We start from the raw sequence: 18,798 nt of genomic DNA on the forward strand, positions 1-18,798 counted from the left end.
GTGATAAAACGAGCGGCAAGAGAATATTGTCCTTGACCGAAAGCGTGTCTAACAGGTTGAAATCTTGAAAAACGAAACCTAATTTTTCCCGACGGAAGCTCGAAGCTTGACTGTTTTTAATCGTCGCGGTGTCGGTGCCATTGAGAAAGACGCGTCCTTCGGTTGGCTTGTCTAGCATGGCAAGAATGTTGAGCAGAGTGGATTTCCCAGAACCCGACTCGCCCATGATAGCGACATAATCACCTTCATCTACTGTAAAATGGATATCTTTCAGTGCTTCTACTTGGTTGCCTTGAAAGCGAGTTTTGTAAATTTTCTTCACGTGCTGTACATCTAATAGTGTCATGATCTACTCCTTTTTTAAAATCTAAAATATAAATGCTGCGCTGATTGACTCACTTCATAGCCAAATTGCGCTTTTCCAATATCTTTTACGTTTGGCTGAAGCAATTGACTGTCTTGTTTCAATAAAATTTTACCATATTTCATCTTGTTCTCCTTTTTTGATACTACTTTGCAGCGAATTGCTCGCTGCAAGACTATGATTTACTCATTTTTGAACGAGGTAAGCAATGCAAGTAATCAACCATAAGTGAGCTGGATAAAAGATATAAAAGAAATACTTGCTCCACTTGGTCACAGGACCGCGCTCGCCATTATAGAGTGAAATAAAAGGCAGTACTGTGATAAAAAGCCAATCGGAATTATAAAACATCATTAACAGTGTGTCGCTCCATGTCGGGTAAATCTGAATACTCATACAAAATAGGACAATCGCTAAAATACCATAAAGCAGATTTCGTAGTTTTTTCTTTTCCCTGCAAGTATAGGTAATCAGCATAAATGGAATAATGACCATGCCACCTTCTGTCACAAAACCAGCCAACAAGCAGACAACAATGCCTAAGATAAAGCGAATGGGCTGGCGTTTAATATCAACTGGATTGCTTGTTTGGTTTATGCCAAAAAAGATATTGAGGACAAGTACACCGCAAGTCAAAGTTAAGAAAATATTATTATATATCTGAACTCCTTTAGACTGAAACAGCAAATTGAGAATCGTATTTCCAGCAAACATGATAGCTGACCAGAAAAAGAGACGCATATTGTAAAGCAGACGACTTCGAGTGTATAAGAAGCCTTCTACCGCTGCAAATGCAAACCAAACTGCTACACAGCGTGTTAAAGCATGAAAAATGCTCGCCCATTCACCTGACAGTAAGCCTGGTATTTTTTCAAGGTGATCAAAGACCATTAAAACAGCCATTAAGAGCTTGAGCTGAAAAGCGTTCAATCCTTTTGTTTTCATAACTGCCTCCTCTATGAAACATCATTCATTTTCTAATCTTATGATACAAAAAAAGAAAGGCTGCTACCATAACATAACCTTTCATTTTTAGAGGCGAACCTTACAATTTTGTAAGATTGCATTTATTCAAACAATAATTTCTTTTCTTTAAAAGTAATCATAACGGTTGTGCCTTCTCCGACCACCGACTGCAAATGCAATTCATGCCCCAGTTCATCCGCAATTTTCTTAGATAAATAGAGCCCCAATCCTGATGACTGATGCGTTAGGCGCCCGTTGTAGCCAGAAAAGCCTCGCTCAAACACGCGCAGAAGATCGGCATCTTGAATCCCCAAACCAGTATCCTTCATATACAAGGTATCTTCCTTAAAGAAAATCTCAATGCCTCCTTGCTTCGTATATTTAAGACTATTAGAAAGCACTTGCTCTAAAATAACAAGAAACCACTTCTTATCTGTGATAATGGTGTGATTCAAATCATGCAAATTTAGGCTCAATCCTTGCTGAATAAAGAAAATGGCATACTTTTTGACAACATCTTTGACCAAGTCTTCTATATTTTCTTTTTTCACGACTAAATCATCATGAAAACTTTCCAACCGCAGATATTGTAGGACTAAGTTGGTATAAGAGTCGATCTTAAGCAACTCCTGCTCCAATTGATTTTTGAGCGTCTGCTCTTGTAAATCCTGCACCAAGAGCTTGCTAGCAGCAATCGGCGTCTTGATCTGGTGCACCCAAAGTGTGTAATAATCCAGTAAATCACTCTGCTTTTCTTGATGCTGTAATTGCAGTTCTTTTTTGTCCTTTTCTAAAGTTTCGATTTTAGAGAAGAGCAATGCTTCTAAAGGAGTTTGTGCCTGACCTTCCCCATAAAAGACAAGATGACGAAAATTTTGGTACTGCTTTACGATATCCAACAGGAAACCCGCCAGACTAATCAGCAATAAAATCAATAAGACATACTGTAAGACTGCTCGTTCATCTTTAAAAAGATAACAAAAGGAAAATAATAGTGTATAAAAAATAAGTAATAGTAAAAATAAAAACTGGCGCGAGCGAAAATAATAGCTAAGAAACAAACGCTTATTCTGATAATCCATTGGTCAATCCGTAGCCTATACCTTTCTTTGTTTCAATGAAATTCTTGAGCCCTGCTTCTTCTAATTTCTTACGCAGTCGCGCAACATTCACAGATAAGGTATTGTCATCAATAAAGAAATCACTATTCCAGAGCTCTTTCATCAGATCATCGCGGGCGACAATGCTGCCTGAATGCTCAAACAACACGCGCAAAATCTGAAATTCATTTTTTGTCAGTGTAATCACTTTTCCCTCATACATCATATCCATAGATTTTAGATTGAGAATCACGCCATGGTATTCCAGCAGACTTTGATCCGTACCAAACTCGTAAGACCGTCGTAGCAGCCCTTGTACTTTAGCGAGAAGAACATTGTTATCAAACGGTTTCGTGACAAAATCATCTCCGCCCATATTGATTGCCATAACGATATCCATTGCTTGGTCTCTTGATGACAAAAACATAATGGGCACTTTAGAAATCTTGCGAATTTCTTGACACCAGTGGTATCCATTAAAGAGAGGCAAGCCGATGTCCATTAGCACTAGATGCGGCTCTTCCTTGACAAAAATCGTCAAGACTTGCATGAAATCCTCTACCGCAACTACTTCAAATCCCCATTGCTCCAGCATTTTTTTGACTTGTTGGCGAATGACAGCATCGTCTTCTACTAATAATATCTTGTGCATCCTATCCCTCATTTCCGCTTTCTTTCTCTATTATAACAAAGACTTGCGAAAATATGCTATACTAACAATAGATTTTCAGAAAAGAGAACCTTTATGGGAAATATTTTTAACTATTTAGAAGATGTACAATACGACAGTATCTACGATCAGCCCTTTACAGAGCTGGATATGCTGCTTTTGACCGAGATCACGTATCTAAACTATGACACAATCGTAACGGACGGTCTTGACCTGCAAAAAGCCAGCCGTTTAACTGATGTGCCACAAGATATGTCTCAAGAAAATTCCATGATGAATACCAAACATCGCTTGGCACTCTTGCAGCAGGCAGCAAGTGTCAAACGCTATAAGAACATCAAACTCTTGGGTTATGTGAATGATATTGATCTTGATGTGCAAAAACAATTTGCTGCTATGACTTATAAAATCAGCTTAAACACCTATGTTATCACTTTTCGCGGAACAGATGATTCCATTATCGGTTGGAAAGAAGATTTTCACATGACTTATATGGAGCATGTCCCTGCACAACGAACAGCTGTCCATTATGTCCAAAAAGTCATGCAGGCATTTCCAAAAGCGACCTTTATCTTGACAGGACATTCCAAAGGTGGCAATCTAGCGACTTACGCTGGCAGCCAAGTGGAGCCTGCCTTGCAAGCAAGAATTTCTCAAATCTATAGTTTTGACGCTCCGGGACTGAATCACACAGTGATTGAAACAGACGGCTATCAGAAAATGGCTCCAAAAATCAAACGTTACATTCCGCAAGGCTCTATTGTCGGGATGATGCTGGAAACACCTAAGCAAGCGCACATTGTAAAGAGTGTGGCTATTGGTGGTATTGCCCAGCACGATACCTTCTCTTGGCAAATCGAAAATGAGCACTTTGTCTTACTTGACACGCTCAACCCAGACAGCATTCAGACAGACAAAACTCTCAAAGAATGGGTGGAGACGGTTCCCGATGACGAACTTAAAGATTTCTTTGATGTCTTTTTCGGTCTTATTTTAGACGCTCAAATTACGTCCATTGATGAATTTTTCCAACCCAACAGTATCAAGAAATTGCTGACTATCGTCCAAAATGCCCAAGCCCTTACTGAGCAAGAAAAAGAAATGCTCAGCCGCCTAACACGACTTCTCATTTCTATCCGTTACCAAGCCTGGATTGATGATTTTAAAACACCTAGTCCAATGGCCTTTATGACCGATGTACGAGAAAGCTGGACTAGTCTGGCGGAGAGGTTTTCGTTTTTAAATAAAGATGAATAGTGCATCATCATGTTTTATACTACAAAAGGGAGTCCTGTCTCACTCCCTTTTTTAACGACTACTCAAATAGGTCGTCCGAGCCTCGGACGAACAGTTCCCATTCACTCCGTGGATTGAGGCGACAAGCTTATAACCCTTAAAAAGCGAGGCTGAGACATTATTGTCCCAGCCTCCTTTTTAATTCTAATCTTCCTGTGGGCTCACCCAATCAAGCTACCATTTGGTACATTTTGATCTACTGTGAGCAGAGTTAGTTGATTACCATATTCTGCTGAGAGGATCATGCCTTGGCTGATACGTCCCATCATCTTGCGTGGTTTGAGGTTCGCTACGATTTGGACTTTCTTGCCAACCAATTCTTGCTCGTTTGGATAGTATTTAGCAACCCCAGACAGAATTTGACGATCTTCGCCGTCTCCCGCATCCAAGCGGAATTGAAGCAATTTATCAGAACCTTCAACTTTAGAAACTTCTTTAACCTCTGCGACACGGATTTCTACTTTGTCAAAATCGTCAAACTTGATTTCCTTGCGGTTGAGTTTGAGTTCTACTTCTTCTGGCTCCCATTCCTTTTCAATGGATGGCTTATTGGCTTCCATTTGGTCCTTGATGTAGGCAATCTCTGCGTCCATGTCTAGGCGTGGGAAGATTGGTGTTCCTTTTTTAACCACAGTTAAGCCTGCTGACAATCCTGCCAAGTTAAGATTTTCCAGCGAAGTTGCCTCTGGCAAACCAAGCTGACTCAAGATAGCGTCACTTGTTGTCATCATAAATGGCTTGATCAAATGTGCCACCACACGTAAACTAGCTACCAAATGTGCCATAACCGCTGCTAAATCATCACGTTTAGCTTCATCCTTCGCCAATATCCACGGAGCTGTCTCATCAATGTATTTATTGGTACGAGAAATAATATTCCAAACCGCTTCAAGGGCGCGTGGATAATCCACGGCATCCATCTGTTTGTGGTAGATTGCGATATTTTCTGCTACCACTGCTGCCAAGTCCGCATCAAATTCTGTCACATTCTCTTTATAAATCGGCACTTCACCTTCAAAATACTTGTTAATCATAGCAACCGTGCGGTTGAGGAGGTTACCAAGGTCGTTAGCTAGTTCATAGTTGATACGACCAACATAATCTTCTGGCGTAAAAGTGCCATCAGAACCGACTGGAAGACTACGCATGAGATAATAGCGAAGCGGATCAAGTCCAAAACGCTCTACCAGCATTTCTGGATAAACGACATTTCCTTTAGACTTAGACATCTTGCCGTCCTTCATAACAAACCAACCGTGGGCAATCAGGCGCTCTGGTAATTTCAAGTCTAACATCATGAGCATAATTGGCCAATAAATGGAGTGGAAGCGCAAAATGTCTTTCCCAACCATGTGGAAGACTGTACCATTCCAGAACTTATCAAAGTTGGCATGGTCATCTTGACCGTAACCAAGAGCTGTTGCATAGTTGAGAAGGGCATCAATCCATACGTAAACCACGTGCTTAGGATTTGAAGGTACTTTAACGCCCCACGTAAATGAGGTACGCGAAACTGCTAAATCTTCCAAACCGGGCTCAATAAAGTTCTTGATAATTTCATTCATACGACCATCAGGCTGAATAAAGTCTGGATGTGCATGGAAAAATTCTACCAAACGGTCAGCGTACTTACCCAAACGCAAGAAGTAAGATTCTTCTGACACCCATTCAACTTCGTGACCTGATGGGGCAATTCCTCCGATAACTTTGCCAGTTTCATCACGAAAAACTTCTTCTAACTGACTTTCAGTGAAAAATTCTTCATCAGAAACAGAGTACCAGCCTGAATATTCACCCAAGTAAATATCATCTTGAGCTAAGAGACGTTCAAAGACATCTGCTACAACTTTTTCATGGTAGTCATCAGTTGTGCGGATAAATTGATTGTAAGAGATATCCAACAATTCCCAGAGTTCTTTCACTCCTTTTGCCATTCCATCCACATATTTCTGAGGAGTTATGCCCGCTTCTTCTGCTTTTTGTTGAATCTTTTGACCGTGCTCATCAAGCCCTGTCAAATAAAAAACATCATACCCCATGAGACGCTTGTAACGAGCGAGGACATCACAAGCAACGGTCGTATAAGCACTCCCTATATGGAGCTTGCCAGATGGGTAATAAATCGGTGTCGTAATATAAAATGGTTGTTTTTCAGTCATTTTTTAATCCTTTCAAGGCGAATGAAACCTTTTTTGATAACACTTTATTATAACATATTACACAGCTTTTTAAATGAAAAATAGAGTTGACTTACGTTATACTCATAATCATTAGTATATTATTCTTGCTTAAATCTTATGCTTAATATAAAATAATAATATTGAATGAGGCTTGTTTTATATGAACTTAGTATGTTATAAATGAGTTTTCGTTCTCTACACCACGTTTTATGAGGAGTTATGGAAATGAACGAAAAACGAATGAAAATCATAGGTTGGGTGGCGACATTCATGTCTGTTATGATGTATGTATCTTATATCCCACAAATTATGGATAATTTAGCTGGACATAAGGGAAACTTTATCCAACCTTTGGTAGCTGCAATCAACTGTAGCCTTTGGGTTTATTATGGTTTGTTTAAAAAAGAACGCGATTTACCACTTGCTGCCGCAAATGCTCCAGGTATTGTATTTGGACTTATTACTGTACTAACAGCAATGTTCTAACCCTGATTGAATTCTCTTACTGTCCTATCCGACAGTAAGGATTTTTGTTGACAGTTCTTACAATAATAGCATTACAAACAAAAACTCTGATTTACTCAAAAACAAAAGCTCTATCTAAATGAACTAGTCAGATAGAGATCTATTTTTTATATTTGTACCTTTTTAGAAAAAGATTTTTTAGTATTCCTTTGCTATCTTTAATGCTATCTGTTTTTAAACTATATTTTCAACAGCAGCTTCATTTTTCACCTTTTTATCTCACATAAGCTTCGCAGCATCTTTATCCTGATTTCATTTTTCTGCGAAACTCCTAGCAAGATCTCCTTTTCTATTTTTCGCTTTTATCTATTTAAAAAGGAAAATACTCTTAATACGTCACAACGCTCAAGTTACCACTTTCATATTCTGCGATGAAGATATTAGAAATATCAGTACAGCCTTCCTTAGCGAGCCTCTCGATTAACCATTCTTCTGTTTTGTCAATAGACTCTAAAATGTCAATCTGGACAACACCGTCTGTGATAATGGGGTATTTCGGATTTTCTTCACCTGCCTGTACGACAATAAGCTGACCGTTTTGTTCCATGACTGCTCGTTTAACTTGCTTTAGTTGAAAAATTCCTTGGCTACGCAACTTCAGAGCCACATCAGCCGCTGAAAGGCCAACGGAGCGGCAAGCTTCAGGGCTCAACTTCCCGTGCTGAATCAGGGTAGTCGGTTTACCATCAATCAAATGCTTGACTGCCCGAACATTGTTATTGAGCCATTTTAGAGTCAAGACCAAGATCGTCCACATAATGAGGATGATCGCGTACTGGAGAATGTTAATAGAGCTATTATAAATCACCCCACCAATAATACCACCAAGAACATAATTTTGAATCTGATCGATCGCGGAATTAGGTGCCAGATTTCCTTTTCCTGTCACATTGATAACAAACACGAGTGAAAATAGCCCTAGAGCTAATTTAATCAAGATTTCAAGAAAATTCAATGTCATTTTTTAACCTCCACTAATTTGATATCTGTTGTCTTATGCAATTTAATTTTTTCCAGTAAATACTTATCTGGCTCACTGCCACTCATAGCTCGATAAAAATCTTTTCCAACTTTTAAAATTGCTCCATCCGTCGCAGCTGAAGTGTTGACATAAACCTTTGACTTATCTACTCCCAAATCTTTTGAAATAACTTCAATAAAATGAAGAGAGGTTTGGAACTGGTTATTAGAGGCTTGATTGGTCTGAAAAGTGTTAATCCCAATCAGAACGATAGCAATCAAAGACAAAATGGAGATAATCGCCAATTCACGAAATTTCGAATCGCGCTTATTTCGATAAGCCTTAAAAGCAAAAAAACCTGTCACAAGTAACAACAAAATAGAAAGTCCAACCGTCACCCAGTTTTGCCGGCTGATTTGACTCAAAACATAATCATAAGAATAAAATTTCATTTTTTCTCCCTCTATTTTCTTGCTTTATTATAGAAAATCTTTCAACATTTTTCAAGATTTCTAGAAATCGTATTTTAACAAGATAATAGGAACGAGACAAAAATCAGTCACTCAAAGAGTTCAATTTTGTCGTCCCGCTCCCACAACGATAATTAGACTAAAAAAGTTTCAAGCTAAACAGCAACTGTGTCGTACAAGTCGCATCATAAACATCTGAAATAAGGGGCTTTCTTTTCAAATCCAATCTAGCAATGAATCAGTGTATCCTTTTAGATAACCAGTAAGAATAAATCATTGGTACGACAATCATAATGATTAGAGTAAAAACAAGCACGAACGTAACTGCAATCTGAACGAAACCATTAAAGAAAATGATAATACCACCAATCACCCAAATTTTACCAGCCAGGCGGTGTGTTCGTATCCAATTATCATCATTATCCAAAGTCCATGGCAAACGTATACCAACCGTATAATTGCGACGAGTTTTTGGCATGTAATTCCCAATAGCAATAAATAGAACTCCTAAAAACATACCATTCATCAGAGCATGATTAACTGCATAACCCAAGGCTTGCGCGTAAATAGCTGTCATGACTAAACAAGATGTCAAAGGAATAATCCAATAAACCAGATGCCACATTTTCAAGCTAATATTCTTAGATTTAGGATCCTTGCTAGTCACAAATAAACAAAACCAATGTAGAAGCAGCAGAAAACTAGGAATACCAAAAACTGTAAACCCTCGACTACTGAATCCATTTACTTGATTCGAAAAATCAAAATGCGTTGCGACTGTTTGGGGCAACTGTTGCCAGAAAAGGCAGCCTATCAACATAGGCACCAAAATACTAGCACTCGTTAGTATCAATAGTTTTTTATCAATCTTCATTAGTCTTATCTCCTTTCAATTCAGCTAACCAAACTACAATGTCTTCCAAGACTGAAGTATTGAGTTCATAATAGATATAATTTTTCTGGCGCATCTCCAAAATCAAATCTGCTTTTTTTAAAATATTAAGATGGTGCGAAATGGTAGCTCCCGTCAGCTCAAAATGTTCCGCTATTTCCCCAGCGGACAGACTGCCCATTTTTAGCAAATCTAAAATCGCTCTTCTCACAGGATGAGATAAGGCCTTAAAGGTATTAGCGAAACTCATGAGTTTCCCTCTTTTCTTTTTGTAAAATGGCTAGCGCTAAACACAAGAAAGGTAAAACTGCCAGAAGTCCTGTGGGTGTCGGACCTAGAATACGCAAGGCTAATGCTTTTTCTGTTGGCAATTGAAATAAAAGACCCACGCCAACAATGGCATTAACAGCACCGTGCAAGAGTGCTGGAGCCCAGATAGAATTCGTCTTTTCCATCACCCAACTTAATAAAACGCCTAAACTAAAACAAAAAACAAACATTGCAAGCACTCCCAGCCAAGGATATGCAAAATAAGTTAGTCCATAATTATATCCCTGCAAATTAATCGGCAGATGCCAAATACTCCAGATAAGTCCAACTAATAAGTGCGCTTGAACTATTGAAAAACGCTTACGTAGTGCTGGATAAAGATAACCACGCCACCCAATTTCCTCACCAATAGCAAACAGACTATTAAGAAAAGGCGCATACGTCAAAGCTGAAAATAGTTGTGCAAAAATAACGACCTGTATGGGAAGATTTATTTGAGGACTACCTGTTCTTCCCAGCATTTCTCGCAACGTCTCAAAACCAAGACTAAACTGTTTGCTAAAGACGATGTAATACAGTCCTGCTCCTAAAAAACTCAATACCGCAGGCAACCAAAGCGCTAATAAATAATAGCGCCAACATCCTTTGAGATTTGTTGAAAATTGAGCCTGTAATTTCATGTTTGCTGATCTCATTTTCTTTAAGATAAAAAAAGCAAAAGCTGGCATCCACATGGCAAGAATAGTTCCAGCCTGAGCGATAGGCTCGCCAAGCTTGACATCAGCTAACCATAGCCCAATCCAAATCAACCAAGCTAAGCTATAAGATAAAAAAATAAAAGTAAGCATATCCGTTTTCTTCGACATTTAAGTTACACTTTCTATTTAGATAATTTTCTAAATAGAATTATACTCTTTCTTTTAAAAAACACAAGACCTATTTAGATTTTTTTCTAAATAGTTTTAAAAAAGAAAGAGGGTAGGGCAAAATCAATAACTTAAAGAGTTGGATTTTGTCATTCCGCTCCGCAGCAGCAATGATTAGCTCCAGTAGTCCGAGGAGCTGTTGAAGGCTACAAATACAGCTAACGAGATCAGCGTCAATAAACTTGATTAAAACTTTGTTATTGCTTTCTACGAAAGATCTATTTATCACCTGCCACATTTTTTGAGTAAACCACACTAAACTGCGTTTTACAAACAATATTATTATAAAAACATTTTCACAAATCTCTTTTACAAAATCAAAGATACTATCAAAACAAGAAGAACAGTAAGAATAGAAAGTGTCACAGCCAGACTTACCCAAAAACCAGCTGTGTTCCTTGGATTGATCCCAATTCCCACACCGATTTCTTTAGGTATCCAAAATGGTTCAGTAGAAGATTGCTTTCCCTTCAAACGAAGTAACCTAATAAGGTACCAAATAAAGAATATGAATAAAACAATATGTAACAATAGTCCTCCCATTATATCTCCTTTCACCAGTATTATACACTTTACTCTCCTTTTTACAACCTCAAACTCGCCGAGTCAGTCATTTTTTGATACAATAGAAAAAAATGAATCTAGAAAAGGTATCTATATGAAACTCATTTCTTGGAATATTGACTCTCTCAACGCAGCTTTGACCAGCGACTCCGCACGCGCGCAATTGTCACAAGCTGTTTTACAGACTTTAGTAGGATTAGACGCTGATATTATCGCCATTCAGGAAACTAAATTATCTGCTAACGGACCAACTAAAAAACATCTAAAAGTTTTGGATGAATTATTCCCACATTATGAAACTACATGGCGCTCTTCTATAGAACCTGCACGTAAAGGTTATGCTGGAACTATGTTTTTATACAAAGAGAATCTATCTCCAAAAATAACCTTCCCAGAAATCGGTGCACCTTCTACTATGGATGCCGAGGGGCGCATCATTACGTTGGAATTTGACAATTTTTTCGTTACACAAGTTTATACGCCCAATGCAGGTGATGGACTTAAACGCCTAGTAGAACGCCAAGTGTGGGATCAAAAATATGCTGATTACTTAACAGCTTTAGACATAGAAAAACCTGTCCTTGCGACAGGGGACTACAATGTAGCTCACAATGAGATTGACCTCGCTCATCCTTCTAGCAACCATCGCTCACCTGGATTTACAGATGAAGAACGATCCGGATTTACCAATCTGTTAAATCGTGGTTTTACTGATACTTTCCGTTACATTCACGGCGATATTCCAAATGTTTATAGCTGGTGGGCACAACGCAGCAAGACCAGCAAAATCAATAACAGTGGCTGGAGAATTGATTACTGGCTGACCAGCAATCGAATTGCAGATAAAGTAACCAAGTCAGAAATGATTGACTCAGGTACAAGGCAAGACCACACACCAATTGTATTGGAAATTGAGTTATAAAAAAAGAGGTTTCTCCTCTTTTTTTTTCAATCAAAATGGTACAACTGCGGATATTGATCGCATTTAGGATTTCTAGGATGGCAAATTTCGCGTCCAAAGCAAATCATAGCCTGATGTGCAGGCAACCATTCATTTTTTGGTAAGACTTCCATCACTCGTTGTTCAACTTCAAGCGGGGTAGCTGACTTTTTGACAATATCATGGTGTTTGCAAATTCGCTCCACATGGGTATCCACTGCAAAAGCGGGAATACCAAATCCAACACTCATAACCACATTTGCTGTTTTGCGTCCCACACCCGCCAGACTTTCTAATTCTTTCCGTGTATGAGGAACTTGACCATCAAAGTCATCGAGCAATTGCTGAGCACACTTTTTCAAAAATTTAGCTTTATTACGATACAGTCCCAGACGAGCGATATAGCTAGCAATTTCGCTTTCTGACGCCGCAGCCATTTCTAATGGAGTCGGATAAGCTTTAAAAAGGGTTGGTGTAACCGTATTAACCGCTGCATCTGTTGTTTGAGCTGACAATATGACCGCTACCAGCAGTTCAAAATGATTTCTAAAATTTAGGCTGGGCTTGGCATCTGGAAATAGGGCAATTATCTCCTCAATCACCTTTCGTGCACGTTTTTTTGATAAAACCATTTTTTCTCTTTTCGTTCTTTACTAATATTCAATGAAAATCAAACAGTCTCACAGACTGTTTAGCAACCTTGCAAGGTGAGACTATACAAAATATCTGACGGAATATGTTGTATCGGATGATTAAATCAAAAGAGCGATGATTAACATTTTCAAATTTTAGTTCTATCTCACTCCCAAGCTAACAAGGTTTGAAGAAATTTTCTCAGTGTATAAAAACATTATAACACGAACACCAATGATACCAAAATGTAGAGCTTAAAAAGAAGTGAGACAACAATTACGATTTCAAAGAAATCCATTTTGTCGTCTCACTTCTTTTTATTTTACAATTCTAATGTTGCATACTCTGTGCGGTAGCCTATTTGCAGGATTTTTCCGTCTTTTTCTAAGATTGGTCGTTTGATGAGCATGCCATCGGTTGCTAAAAGCTCTGCGGCTTCTTCCTCTAATAATCCTGATAGTTTATCTTTCAAACCTAGCTCACGATATTTGAGTCCGCTAGTGTTGAAGAATGATTTGATGTTTAAATCAGAATTTTCCATCCAAGTTAAAATTTCCTCTTTACTCGGTGTTTCCTTGACAATATCCACTGCTTCAAAGTCCAAACCCAAGCGGTTTAATTCAGCCTTGGCTTTGCGACAGGTCGAACATTTTGGATATTCAATAAATCGTAACATATCATTTTCTCCATTTGTATCATTTATCTAAAGCTTTCTCGCTAAGTTCTACGCCTTCATGCTCCAAAAGCCATATTTTCTTGTCTAATCCCCCAGCATAGCCGGTTAATTGTCCTTGACTTCCCAGCACCCGATGACAGGGAACGATGATAGAAAAGGGATTTCTACCCACAGCGCCACCAACAGCCTGCGCCGAGTGAATATCTAACTCCTTTGCTATCTGACCATACGTGACCGTTCTCCCATAAGGAATAGTTTGCAGATAAGTCCAGACCCGTTGTTGAAAATCCGTCCCAACAGGAGCCAAAACAAGACTCGAAAAGTCTGGATACTTTCCGCTAAAATAATCATCTAGCAAAAGACGAGTTCTTTTCAGAATATCATTTTCTACTGGCATCGTGGCTTTCTCTAAACCACGCTCAAAATATTTCTGCTTGAAAAACCAAGCTCCAACAAGCCCTGTCTCATCAGCAACCAAAGACATTTCTCCTAAAGGGGAAATATAAATTTGTTTATAAAAAGTCATTTTTACTCACTGACTTTCTCATGATAGCAAGCATATAATTCACTCTTATTCCAACCATATTTTTTCGCCACATCCTTGATAGCTTGATTTTTCTTTGTTCCTGCCGCTACTAGCTGTTCAATCTCTGCTAACAAATCCGCTTCTGACAAATCAAGCGCTTCTTTACTCGCACCTTCTACGATTAACAAGCATTCTCCTTTGAGTGGATTTTCCGAAATAGACTCTAGCACTTCGGAAATCAATCCACGCTGGTATTCCTCATAAATCTTAGTCAATTCCCGTACTAGAACAACGGAGCGATCTCCATAGATGCTGAACATATTTTCTAAAGTAGCCTTAACCCGATGAGGAGATTCATAAAAGATCTGCGTTTCTGGGTAGGCTTTTTTATTAGAAAAAAACTCTTTTTGCTGACCAGCCTTGCGTGGCAAAAATCCATAAAAAATATGAGGTTGCGGAGCTAGGCCACTTGCTATCAAGGCTGAAATTCCCGCGCTGGGACCAGGCACAGTCACTACTGCGATTTCCTCAGCAATAGCAGCTTTGACTAAATCATGTCCTGGGTCAGAAATGCTAGGCAAGCCAGCATCTGAAACCTGAGCAATATCCCGCCCACTTTTCAGCAAACGAATCAAATCAGGAATTTTTTCTTTGGCATTATGCTCATGAAAGCTAATCTGCTTCGTAGTAATATCAAAATGCTTGAGCAACAAACCAGTATTTCTGGTATCTTCTGCTGCAATGAAATCGACTTCTTTCAGAGTATTTATCATACGGATACTCATATCGTCCATATTCCCAATCGGAGTAGCTACCAGATAGAGCTTCCCATAAGGAGACTGACTTTTAAAACTTTTTTGAATCTGCATGCTTACTCCCTAAAAAGCAATTCATCACAAAACATACATTCCGCATCATTTTCACGACGTTGACCATAAAAATCTGTGCACACATGAAAACCATCTTCATAGAGTTTGCGCAAATTATCCCGGTTTCTTTTTGTTTTTGGTGTTGCTGCGTGCTCTACCTGTTCTAATCGCTCTCTTAATTTATCATTTTCCAAGCACAGCGCTACATTTTCTTCCACCACGCTTCTCAGATTTTTCTTAATCGCTTCTACTTCTGCTAGAGTAACAAGCAGATTTTGAGAAAATTCATCAAGAGCATCAAATAATTCTTTTTTATTCATCCTCACTACCATTTTCCTGTGCCAACGTAGCACATCATTCTCTTTCTTGTAACACCATATATTCTAGTGTATTTTGAAAACTAACATTAGCTTGCCACATTTTCCTTGCTGTAAATATACCTTCTAAATAGAAGCGTCCACATGTTGTTTGCATTTCTTTTGCAAAGAGAAGCTCCAAGAGTTTCAAAGCCTGTTCTTGCTTTTCCTTATCATCTGCCAGACTAGCCAACTTCGCAACCTGCAAATAAGCAGTCTCTTTTCGGTTTAAGCAAAGCGATGCAAAACGATCACATTCTGCTGCCAAGTCAAAAAAAGCTGGACTAGCTGCCAAACGCAGGGCTTCCTCTTCTGTCTGACTGTAGGCTGTTAGCAGTTCTGCTTGCGTCTTTATCACTCCAGCTTGTTCTAATTTCGCTAGTAAATAAGAGCTATTTTTCGGAAAATAAAATAGCTGCGCTCGGCTTTTAATCGTGGGCAAAATAAGATTTTCATCCGCTGTCAACAAGAAAATATACACTTCACTTTGTGGCTCTTCAATGACCTTCAACAGCGAATTAGCTGCATTGACATGCATCTTGTCCGCATCACAAATGATAAACACTTGCTTGCTGCTTTCAAACCCTGACTGAGAAAAATTGCGTACTAATTCTCGGACACGCTCCGTCTTGATAATCTGATTGACAGGACGGACGACTGTCACATCTGAAAAATCCTCTTCCTCAATCAACCGACAATTTCGACATTCTCCACAGGGTAAGACACCATTTTTATTGGTACAAAATAAACTCTGTGCTAAACATTGAGCCATTTCAAAACTGCCGAAAGCCCCTGTAAACAGATAAGCATGATTCAGCCGATGTTGCTGTAAAATGTGCTCAAAACGTTCAAACAAAACTGGCTGCAACTGAGCTAATTCTTCTATTTTCATCTTAAACTCTCAACTCGTTCTGCCAATACTGCTAAAGTATCTGCAACGACCTTTTTTAATGGCTGACTGGCATCAATCTTTCTCACACGATTCGGTTCTTTTTTAAGAATAGACAAATACCCCTCACGCACGCGCCGATGCCATTCTACACTTTCACGATCCAAGCGGTCTGCACCACGCTCTTTGCTCTTAGCAATACGAGCCAAGCCTTCCTCTGCTTCAATATCAAAATAAAGGGTCAAATCTGGCTTCAAACCATCGGTCGCAAAATCATTCAGCCAATCAATATCAGCCACCTTCAGACCTCGACCAAAACCTTGATACGCTACCGAACTATCAATAAAGCGATCCACCAGCACCATTTCACCACGATCTAAAGCAGGTAAAATACGTTCCACCAAATGTTGCCTGCGACTGGCAATATAGAGGAGCAATTCCGTTTTTTCATCAATTTCCGTATGTTTCGGATCTAAAACAACATCGCGAATCTTCTCCGCTACTGCCACTCCACCAGGCTCACGCGTTGTGACAAACGCCTGCCCTTTTGCTTCTAAAATGGGAATCAAGGCTTCTAAAACACTTGTTTTTCCTGCACCGTCTGGTCCCTCTAAAGAGATGAACATTCCTTTTGACATACTAACTCATTTCTTCCTTTTTCTCCTTTCTATTTTAACAAAAAACTCCAGAAAAATCATTGCCAGAAAAAGTTTAAAAAATTTTTTTCAAAATGATACATAAGTTTTCAAGATTTGATACAATAGAATGTACAGAAATTATTAGGAGGTTATTATGTCTAAGTTTAAAAACTATCTGACGATTATTCTAGGAGCTGGAATTTTTGCTTTCGCCATCAATTATCTGATTATTCCAAATCATTTGTATGAAGGGGGCGCGACTGGAGTGACCCTCATTACATACTATCTATTTAAAATTCCCGTTTCACTGATGAATCTCATCATCAACATTCCTCTTTTCATTATTGCTTGGAGAATTTTTGGCTCGCGACTTTTGTACTCTAGTATTTTAGGTACTTTTGCCGTTTCTGCTTGGCTGGCGGTCTTTGAAAAAATCCCTTTCGTGATTAACCTTGAAGGCGACCTCGTGATTGTGACGCTTCTAACAGGGATTATTGCTGGCGTTGGACTAGGAATTGTTTTCAATGCCGGTGGTACGACTGGCGGTACCGATATTATTGCTCGAATCGCTAATAAGTATACGAATATCTCCATGGGGAAATTGATGTTTACTGTAGACTTCTGCGTCCTTATTTTCGTTATACTTGTTTTTAAAGATGTTCGCCTAGTGACTTATACCTTGATTTTTGTCTTTATTGCTTCACGGGTGATTGACTTGATTGGTGAAGGCGGTTATGCCGGCAAGGGCTTCATGGTTATTACTAGCCGTCCAGAAGAATTGGCAAAGAAAATTGATAAAGATCTCGGTCGTGGAATTACTTTCATCAATGGGCAAGGCTACTACAGCGAGAATGATTTGAAACTCATTTACTGCGTCGTTGGACGAAACGAAATGCAATCCATGAAAAAAGTTATTCATAGCGTCGATCCACATGCCTTTATTACCATTACAGATGCCCATGAAATCCTTGGTGAAGGCTTTACCTTAGATGTCAATAAGCAACCGATTCAGAAATAATCTTGCTCCCATTATAAAAAAACGCATGAACACAGTTAAATGAACTGCTCTCATGCGTTTTTTGTTGTCTTATAATGCTTTTGCTGAAGTACGGGTAATGTCTTCTACCTGAATGCCTTTGTCTTCAAATTTCGCTTTTAAAGCCGGCAAATCCACATTGCCATCAATTTGAACTTCAATGATAACCTTGCCATCTTTGCGTGGAATATTAACAGCATTAGAGATATTGAGATTTTCTTCGACAATCAAATGCACAATCTTCTCCAACACACCAACTTCATCTTCTGTAATGAAACGCACGCGAATGCCTTCTTCACCATAGCCAGCAATTTCAAGAAAGGCTCTGAAAACATCACGATCTGTAATGACACCATAAACTTGTTGGTTATCCACAACTGGTAAAATTCCAATCTTGTTTTTTAACATTAAATAAGTTGCATCTTCCAAGCTAGCGAATTGCGACACTGTCACCACATCGCGAATCATGACATCTTTAATTTTGGTCTTGTTTAGCAAATAATTCATCTCATAAATAGACAAACTTGTTGCTTTTGAAGGACTTGCTTCGGCGATCGTTCCTTCAGTCACCAAACCAACCAATTGGTCATTTTCAATAACAGGAAGCCGGTGCAATCCCTGCTCACGCATAATATCCGCCGCATGCGCTACTGTCGTGTCTGGGCTAATATACACCACTTTTCGCGTCATAAAATCTTTAACTGCCATGGAAATCTCCTTTATCTCTGATTTTTCAGTTCTATTATACTGTATTTTCTAGTTTATTTCAAACGCTTTCAAGATACTTGCTTATGTTTTCAAGAATAATATTAGTGAATAAAAAAGAAGTAGAAATGTACTGCCCCCAAAAAGTTAGACAAAAAATATTAGTGAAAGGATTTAGTTCTATACTGCACAGGACTAAGTCCTTTTAGTTTTGTTTTAATCCGTTTATTGTTGTAATAAACAATATAAGTTGCAATAGCTTTCTCCAGCTCATCAAGCGATTGATAACTCTTCTCATAACCGTAGAACATCTCCGATTTGAGGATGCCAAAGAAGGACTCCATCA

General features: G+C 38.8%; 25 protein-coding genes. 4 read left to right on the top strand and 21 right to left on the bottom strand.

Going from position 1 to position 18,798, the window contains the following annotated elements; genetic code table 11:
• From IYQ91_RS09420 to IYQ91_RS09435, 5 genes are all read right to left on the bottom strand, one after another.
• On the bottom strand, positions 1 to 346 hold a 346-nt coding region (locus IYQ91_RS09420), incomplete at its 3' end, for an ABC transporter ATP-binding protein (RefSeq protein WP_003030755.1).
• Between the two features lie 14 nt (positions 347 to 360).
• Positions 361 to 489: a hypothetical protein gene (locus IYQ91_RS10095; protein WP_260452362.1), complete on the bottom strand. Its 129-nt coding sequence runs from the start codon at positions 487 to 489 to the stop codon at positions 361 to 363.
• A 61-nt stretch (positions 490 to 550) separates the two neighbouring features.
• Complete coding sequence (locus tag IYQ91_RS09425) at positions 551 to 1,309, bottom strand: TraX family protein (protein WP_126406641.1); 759 nt, start codon at positions 1,307 to 1,309, stop codon at positions 551 to 553.
• Positions 1,310 to 1,431: 122 nt separating this feature from the next.
• A complete protein-coding gene (locus IYQ91_RS09430; protein WP_195673673.1) occupies positions 1,432 to 2,412 on the bottom strand; it encodes a sensor histidine kinase in 981 nt (326 codons plus the stop codon).
• Positions 2,396 to 3,082, bottom strand: coding sequence for a response regulator transcription factor (locus tag IYQ91_RS09435; protein ID WP_106100205.1), 687 nt, complete (start codon positions 3,080 to 3,082; stop codon positions 2,396 to 2,398). The genes IYQ91_RS09430 and IYQ91_RS09435 overlap by 17 nt, the downstream gene beginning before the upstream one ends.
• Before the next feature lie 93 nt (positions 3,083 to 3,175).
• Here IYQ91_RS09435 and IYQ91_RS09440 point away from each other — a divergent pair, with 93 nt between their 5' ends.
• On the top strand, positions 3,176 to 4,357 hold the full coding sequence (locus tag IYQ91_RS09440; protein ID WP_195673674.1) for a DUF2974 domain-containing protein: 1,182 nt from the start codon (positions 3,176 to 3,178) through the stop codon (positions 4,355 to 4,357).
• A 200-nt stretch (positions 4,358 to 4,557) separates the two neighbouring features.
• Here the strand turns inward: IYQ91_RS09440 and metG are convergent, their stop codons facing one another.
• Positions 4,558 to 6,555, bottom strand: a complete 1,998-nt coding sequence (gene metG, locus IYQ91_RS09445; RefSeq protein ID WP_195673675.1) for a methionine--tRNA ligase — start codon at positions 6,553 to 6,555, stop codon at positions 4,558 to 4,560.
• A 246-nt stretch (positions 6,556 to 6,801) separates the two neighbouring features.
• Between metG and IYQ91_RS09450 the strand changes: the two genes are divergently transcribed.
• On the top strand, positions 6,802 to 7,062 hold the full coding sequence (locus tag IYQ91_RS09450) for a SemiSWEET family transporter (protein WP_003043441.1): 261 nt from the start codon (positions 6,802 to 6,804) through the stop codon (positions 7,060 to 7,062).
• A 367-nt stretch (positions 7,063 to 7,429) separates the two neighbouring features.
• Here the strand turns inward: IYQ91_RS09450 and IYQ91_RS09455 are convergent, their stop codons facing one another.
• The 6 genes from IYQ91_RS09455 to IYQ91_RS09480 all read right to left on the bottom strand — a co-directional run bounded on the left by IYQ91_RS09455 (position 7,430) and on the right by IYQ91_RS09480 (position 11,163).
• A complete protein-coding gene (locus tag IYQ91_RS09455; protein WP_195673676.1) occupies positions 7,430 to 8,062 on the bottom strand; it encodes a DUF421 domain-containing protein in 633 nt (210 codons plus the stop codon).
• Positions 8,059 to 8,514 (bottom strand): DUF3290 family protein, encoded by a 456-nt coding sequence (locus tag IYQ91_RS09460; RefSeq protein ID WP_195673677.1) that lies wholly within the window; start codon positions 8,512 to 8,514, stop codon positions 8,059 to 8,061. The genes IYQ91_RS09455 and IYQ91_RS09460 overlap by 4 nt, the downstream gene beginning before the upstream one ends.
• A 256-nt stretch (positions 8,515 to 8,770) precedes the next feature.
• Positions 8,771 to 9,406: an SdpI family protein gene (locus IYQ91_RS09465; RefSeq protein WP_195673678.1), complete on the bottom strand. Its 636-nt coding sequence runs from the start codon at positions 9,404 to 9,406 to the stop codon at positions 8,771 to 8,773.
• A complete protein-coding gene (locus IYQ91_RS09470) occupies positions 9,396 to 9,674 on the bottom strand; it encodes an autorepressor SdpR family transcription factor (RefSeq protein WP_195673679.1) in 279 nt (92 codons plus the stop codon). The genes IYQ91_RS09465 and IYQ91_RS09470 overlap by 11 nt, the downstream gene beginning before the upstream one ends.
• Complete coding sequence (locus IYQ91_RS09475; protein WP_195673680.1) at positions 9,661 to 10,560, bottom strand: CPBP family intramembrane glutamic endopeptidase; 900 nt, start codon at positions 10,558 to 10,560, stop codon at positions 9,661 to 9,663. Before IYQ91_RS09475 ends, IYQ91_RS09470 begins: the two co-directional genes overlap by 14 nt.
• Before the next feature lie 369 nt (positions 10,561 to 10,929).
• Entirely contained in the window at positions 10,930 to 11,163 is a 234-nt protein-coding gene (locus tag IYQ91_RS09480; protein ID WP_020997663.1) for a hypothetical protein, read from the bottom strand.
• A gap of 115 nt (positions 11,164 to 11,278) precedes the next feature.
• Here IYQ91_RS09480 and IYQ91_RS09485 point away from each other — a divergent pair, with 115 nt between their 5' ends.
• Positions 11,279 to 12,106: an exodeoxyribonuclease III gene (locus IYQ91_RS09485; RefSeq protein ID WP_195673681.1), complete on the top strand. Its 828-nt coding sequence runs from the start codon at positions 11,279 to 11,281 to the stop codon at positions 12,104 to 12,106.
• A 26-nt stretch (positions 12,107 to 12,132) separates the two neighbouring features.
• Here the strand turns inward: IYQ91_RS09485 and nth are convergent, their stop codons facing one another.
• The 7 genes from nth to tmk all read right to left on the bottom strand — a co-directional run bounded on the left by nth (position 12,133) and on the right by tmk (position 16,711).
• Complete coding sequence (nth, locus tag IYQ91_RS09490) at positions 12,133 to 12,756, bottom strand: endonuclease III (protein WP_049481799.1); 624 nt, start codon at positions 12,754 to 12,756, stop codon at positions 12,133 to 12,135.
• A 323-nt stretch (positions 12,757 to 13,079) separates the two neighbouring features.
• The gene (locus IYQ91_RS09495) at positions 13,080 to 13,433 is read right to left on the bottom strand and encodes a Spx/MgsR family RNA polymerase-binding regulatory protein (RefSeq protein WP_022526899.1); all 354 of its coding nucleotides are present in this window, start codon (positions 13,431 to 13,433) and stop codon (positions 13,080 to 13,082) included.
• A gap of 19 nt (positions 13,434 to 13,452) precedes the next feature.
• Entirely contained in the window at positions 13,453 to 13,959 is a 507-nt protein-coding gene (locus tag IYQ91_RS09500; RefSeq protein WP_022526900.1) for a methylated-DNA--[protein]-cysteine S-methyltransferase, read from the bottom strand.
• 2 nt (positions 13,960 to 13,961) lie between these two features.
• Positions 13,962 to 14,828 (bottom strand): 16S rRNA (cytidine(1402)-2'-O)-methyltransferase, encoded by an 867-nt coding sequence (rsmI, locus tag IYQ91_RS09505; protein ID WP_195673682.1) that lies wholly within the window; start codon positions 14,826 to 14,828, stop codon positions 13,962 to 13,964.
• A gap of 2 nt (positions 14,829 to 14,830) precedes the next feature.
• A complete protein-coding gene (yabA, locus tag IYQ91_RS09510; protein ID WP_037593832.1) occupies positions 14,831 to 15,148 on the bottom strand; it encodes a DNA replication initiation control protein YabA in 318 nt (105 codons plus the stop codon).
• 34 nt (positions 15,149 to 15,182) lie between these two features.
• Entirely contained in the window at positions 15,183 to 16,076 is an 894-nt protein-coding gene (locus IYQ91_RS09515; RefSeq protein WP_022526903.1) for a DNA polymerase III subunit delta', read from the bottom strand.
• Positions 16,073 to 16,711: a dTMP kinase gene (tmk, locus tag IYQ91_RS09520; protein ID WP_022526904.1), complete on the bottom strand. Its 639-nt coding sequence runs from the start codon at positions 16,709 to 16,711 to the stop codon at positions 16,073 to 16,075. Before tmk ends, IYQ91_RS09515 begins: the two co-directional genes overlap by 4 nt.
• Before the next feature lie 154 nt (positions 16,712 to 16,865).
• On the opposite strand from tmk, the gene IYQ91_RS09525 reads away from it, so the two are divergent.
• Positions 16,866 to 17,729 (top strand): YitT family protein, encoded by an 864-nt coding sequence (locus IYQ91_RS09525; protein WP_022526905.1) that lies wholly within the window; start codon positions 16,866 to 16,868, stop codon positions 17,727 to 17,729.
• A 69-nt stretch (positions 17,730 to 17,798) separates the two neighbouring features.
• On the opposite strand, the gene IYQ91_RS09530 is transcribed toward IYQ91_RS09525, so the two are convergent.
• Both IYQ91_RS09530 and IYQ91_RS09535 read right to left on the bottom strand, forming a co-directional pair.
• Positions 17,799 to 18,455: a CBS domain-containing protein gene (locus IYQ91_RS09530; protein WP_003025613.1), complete on the bottom strand. Its 657-nt coding sequence runs from the start codon at positions 18,453 to 18,455 to the stop codon at positions 17,799 to 17,801.
• 158 nt (positions 18,456 to 18,613) lie between these two features.
• Positions 18,614 to 18,798 (bottom strand): IS3 family transposase (locus IYQ91_RS09535; RefSeq protein ID WP_195673609.1); only part of this gene is annotated, 185 nt, incomplete at its 5' end.

This window comes from Streptococcus sp. HF-2466 (assembly GCF_015594645.1).
Classification (GTDB): Bacteria; Bacillota; Bacilli; order Lactobacillales; family Streptococcaceae; genus Streptococcus; species Streptococcus anginosus.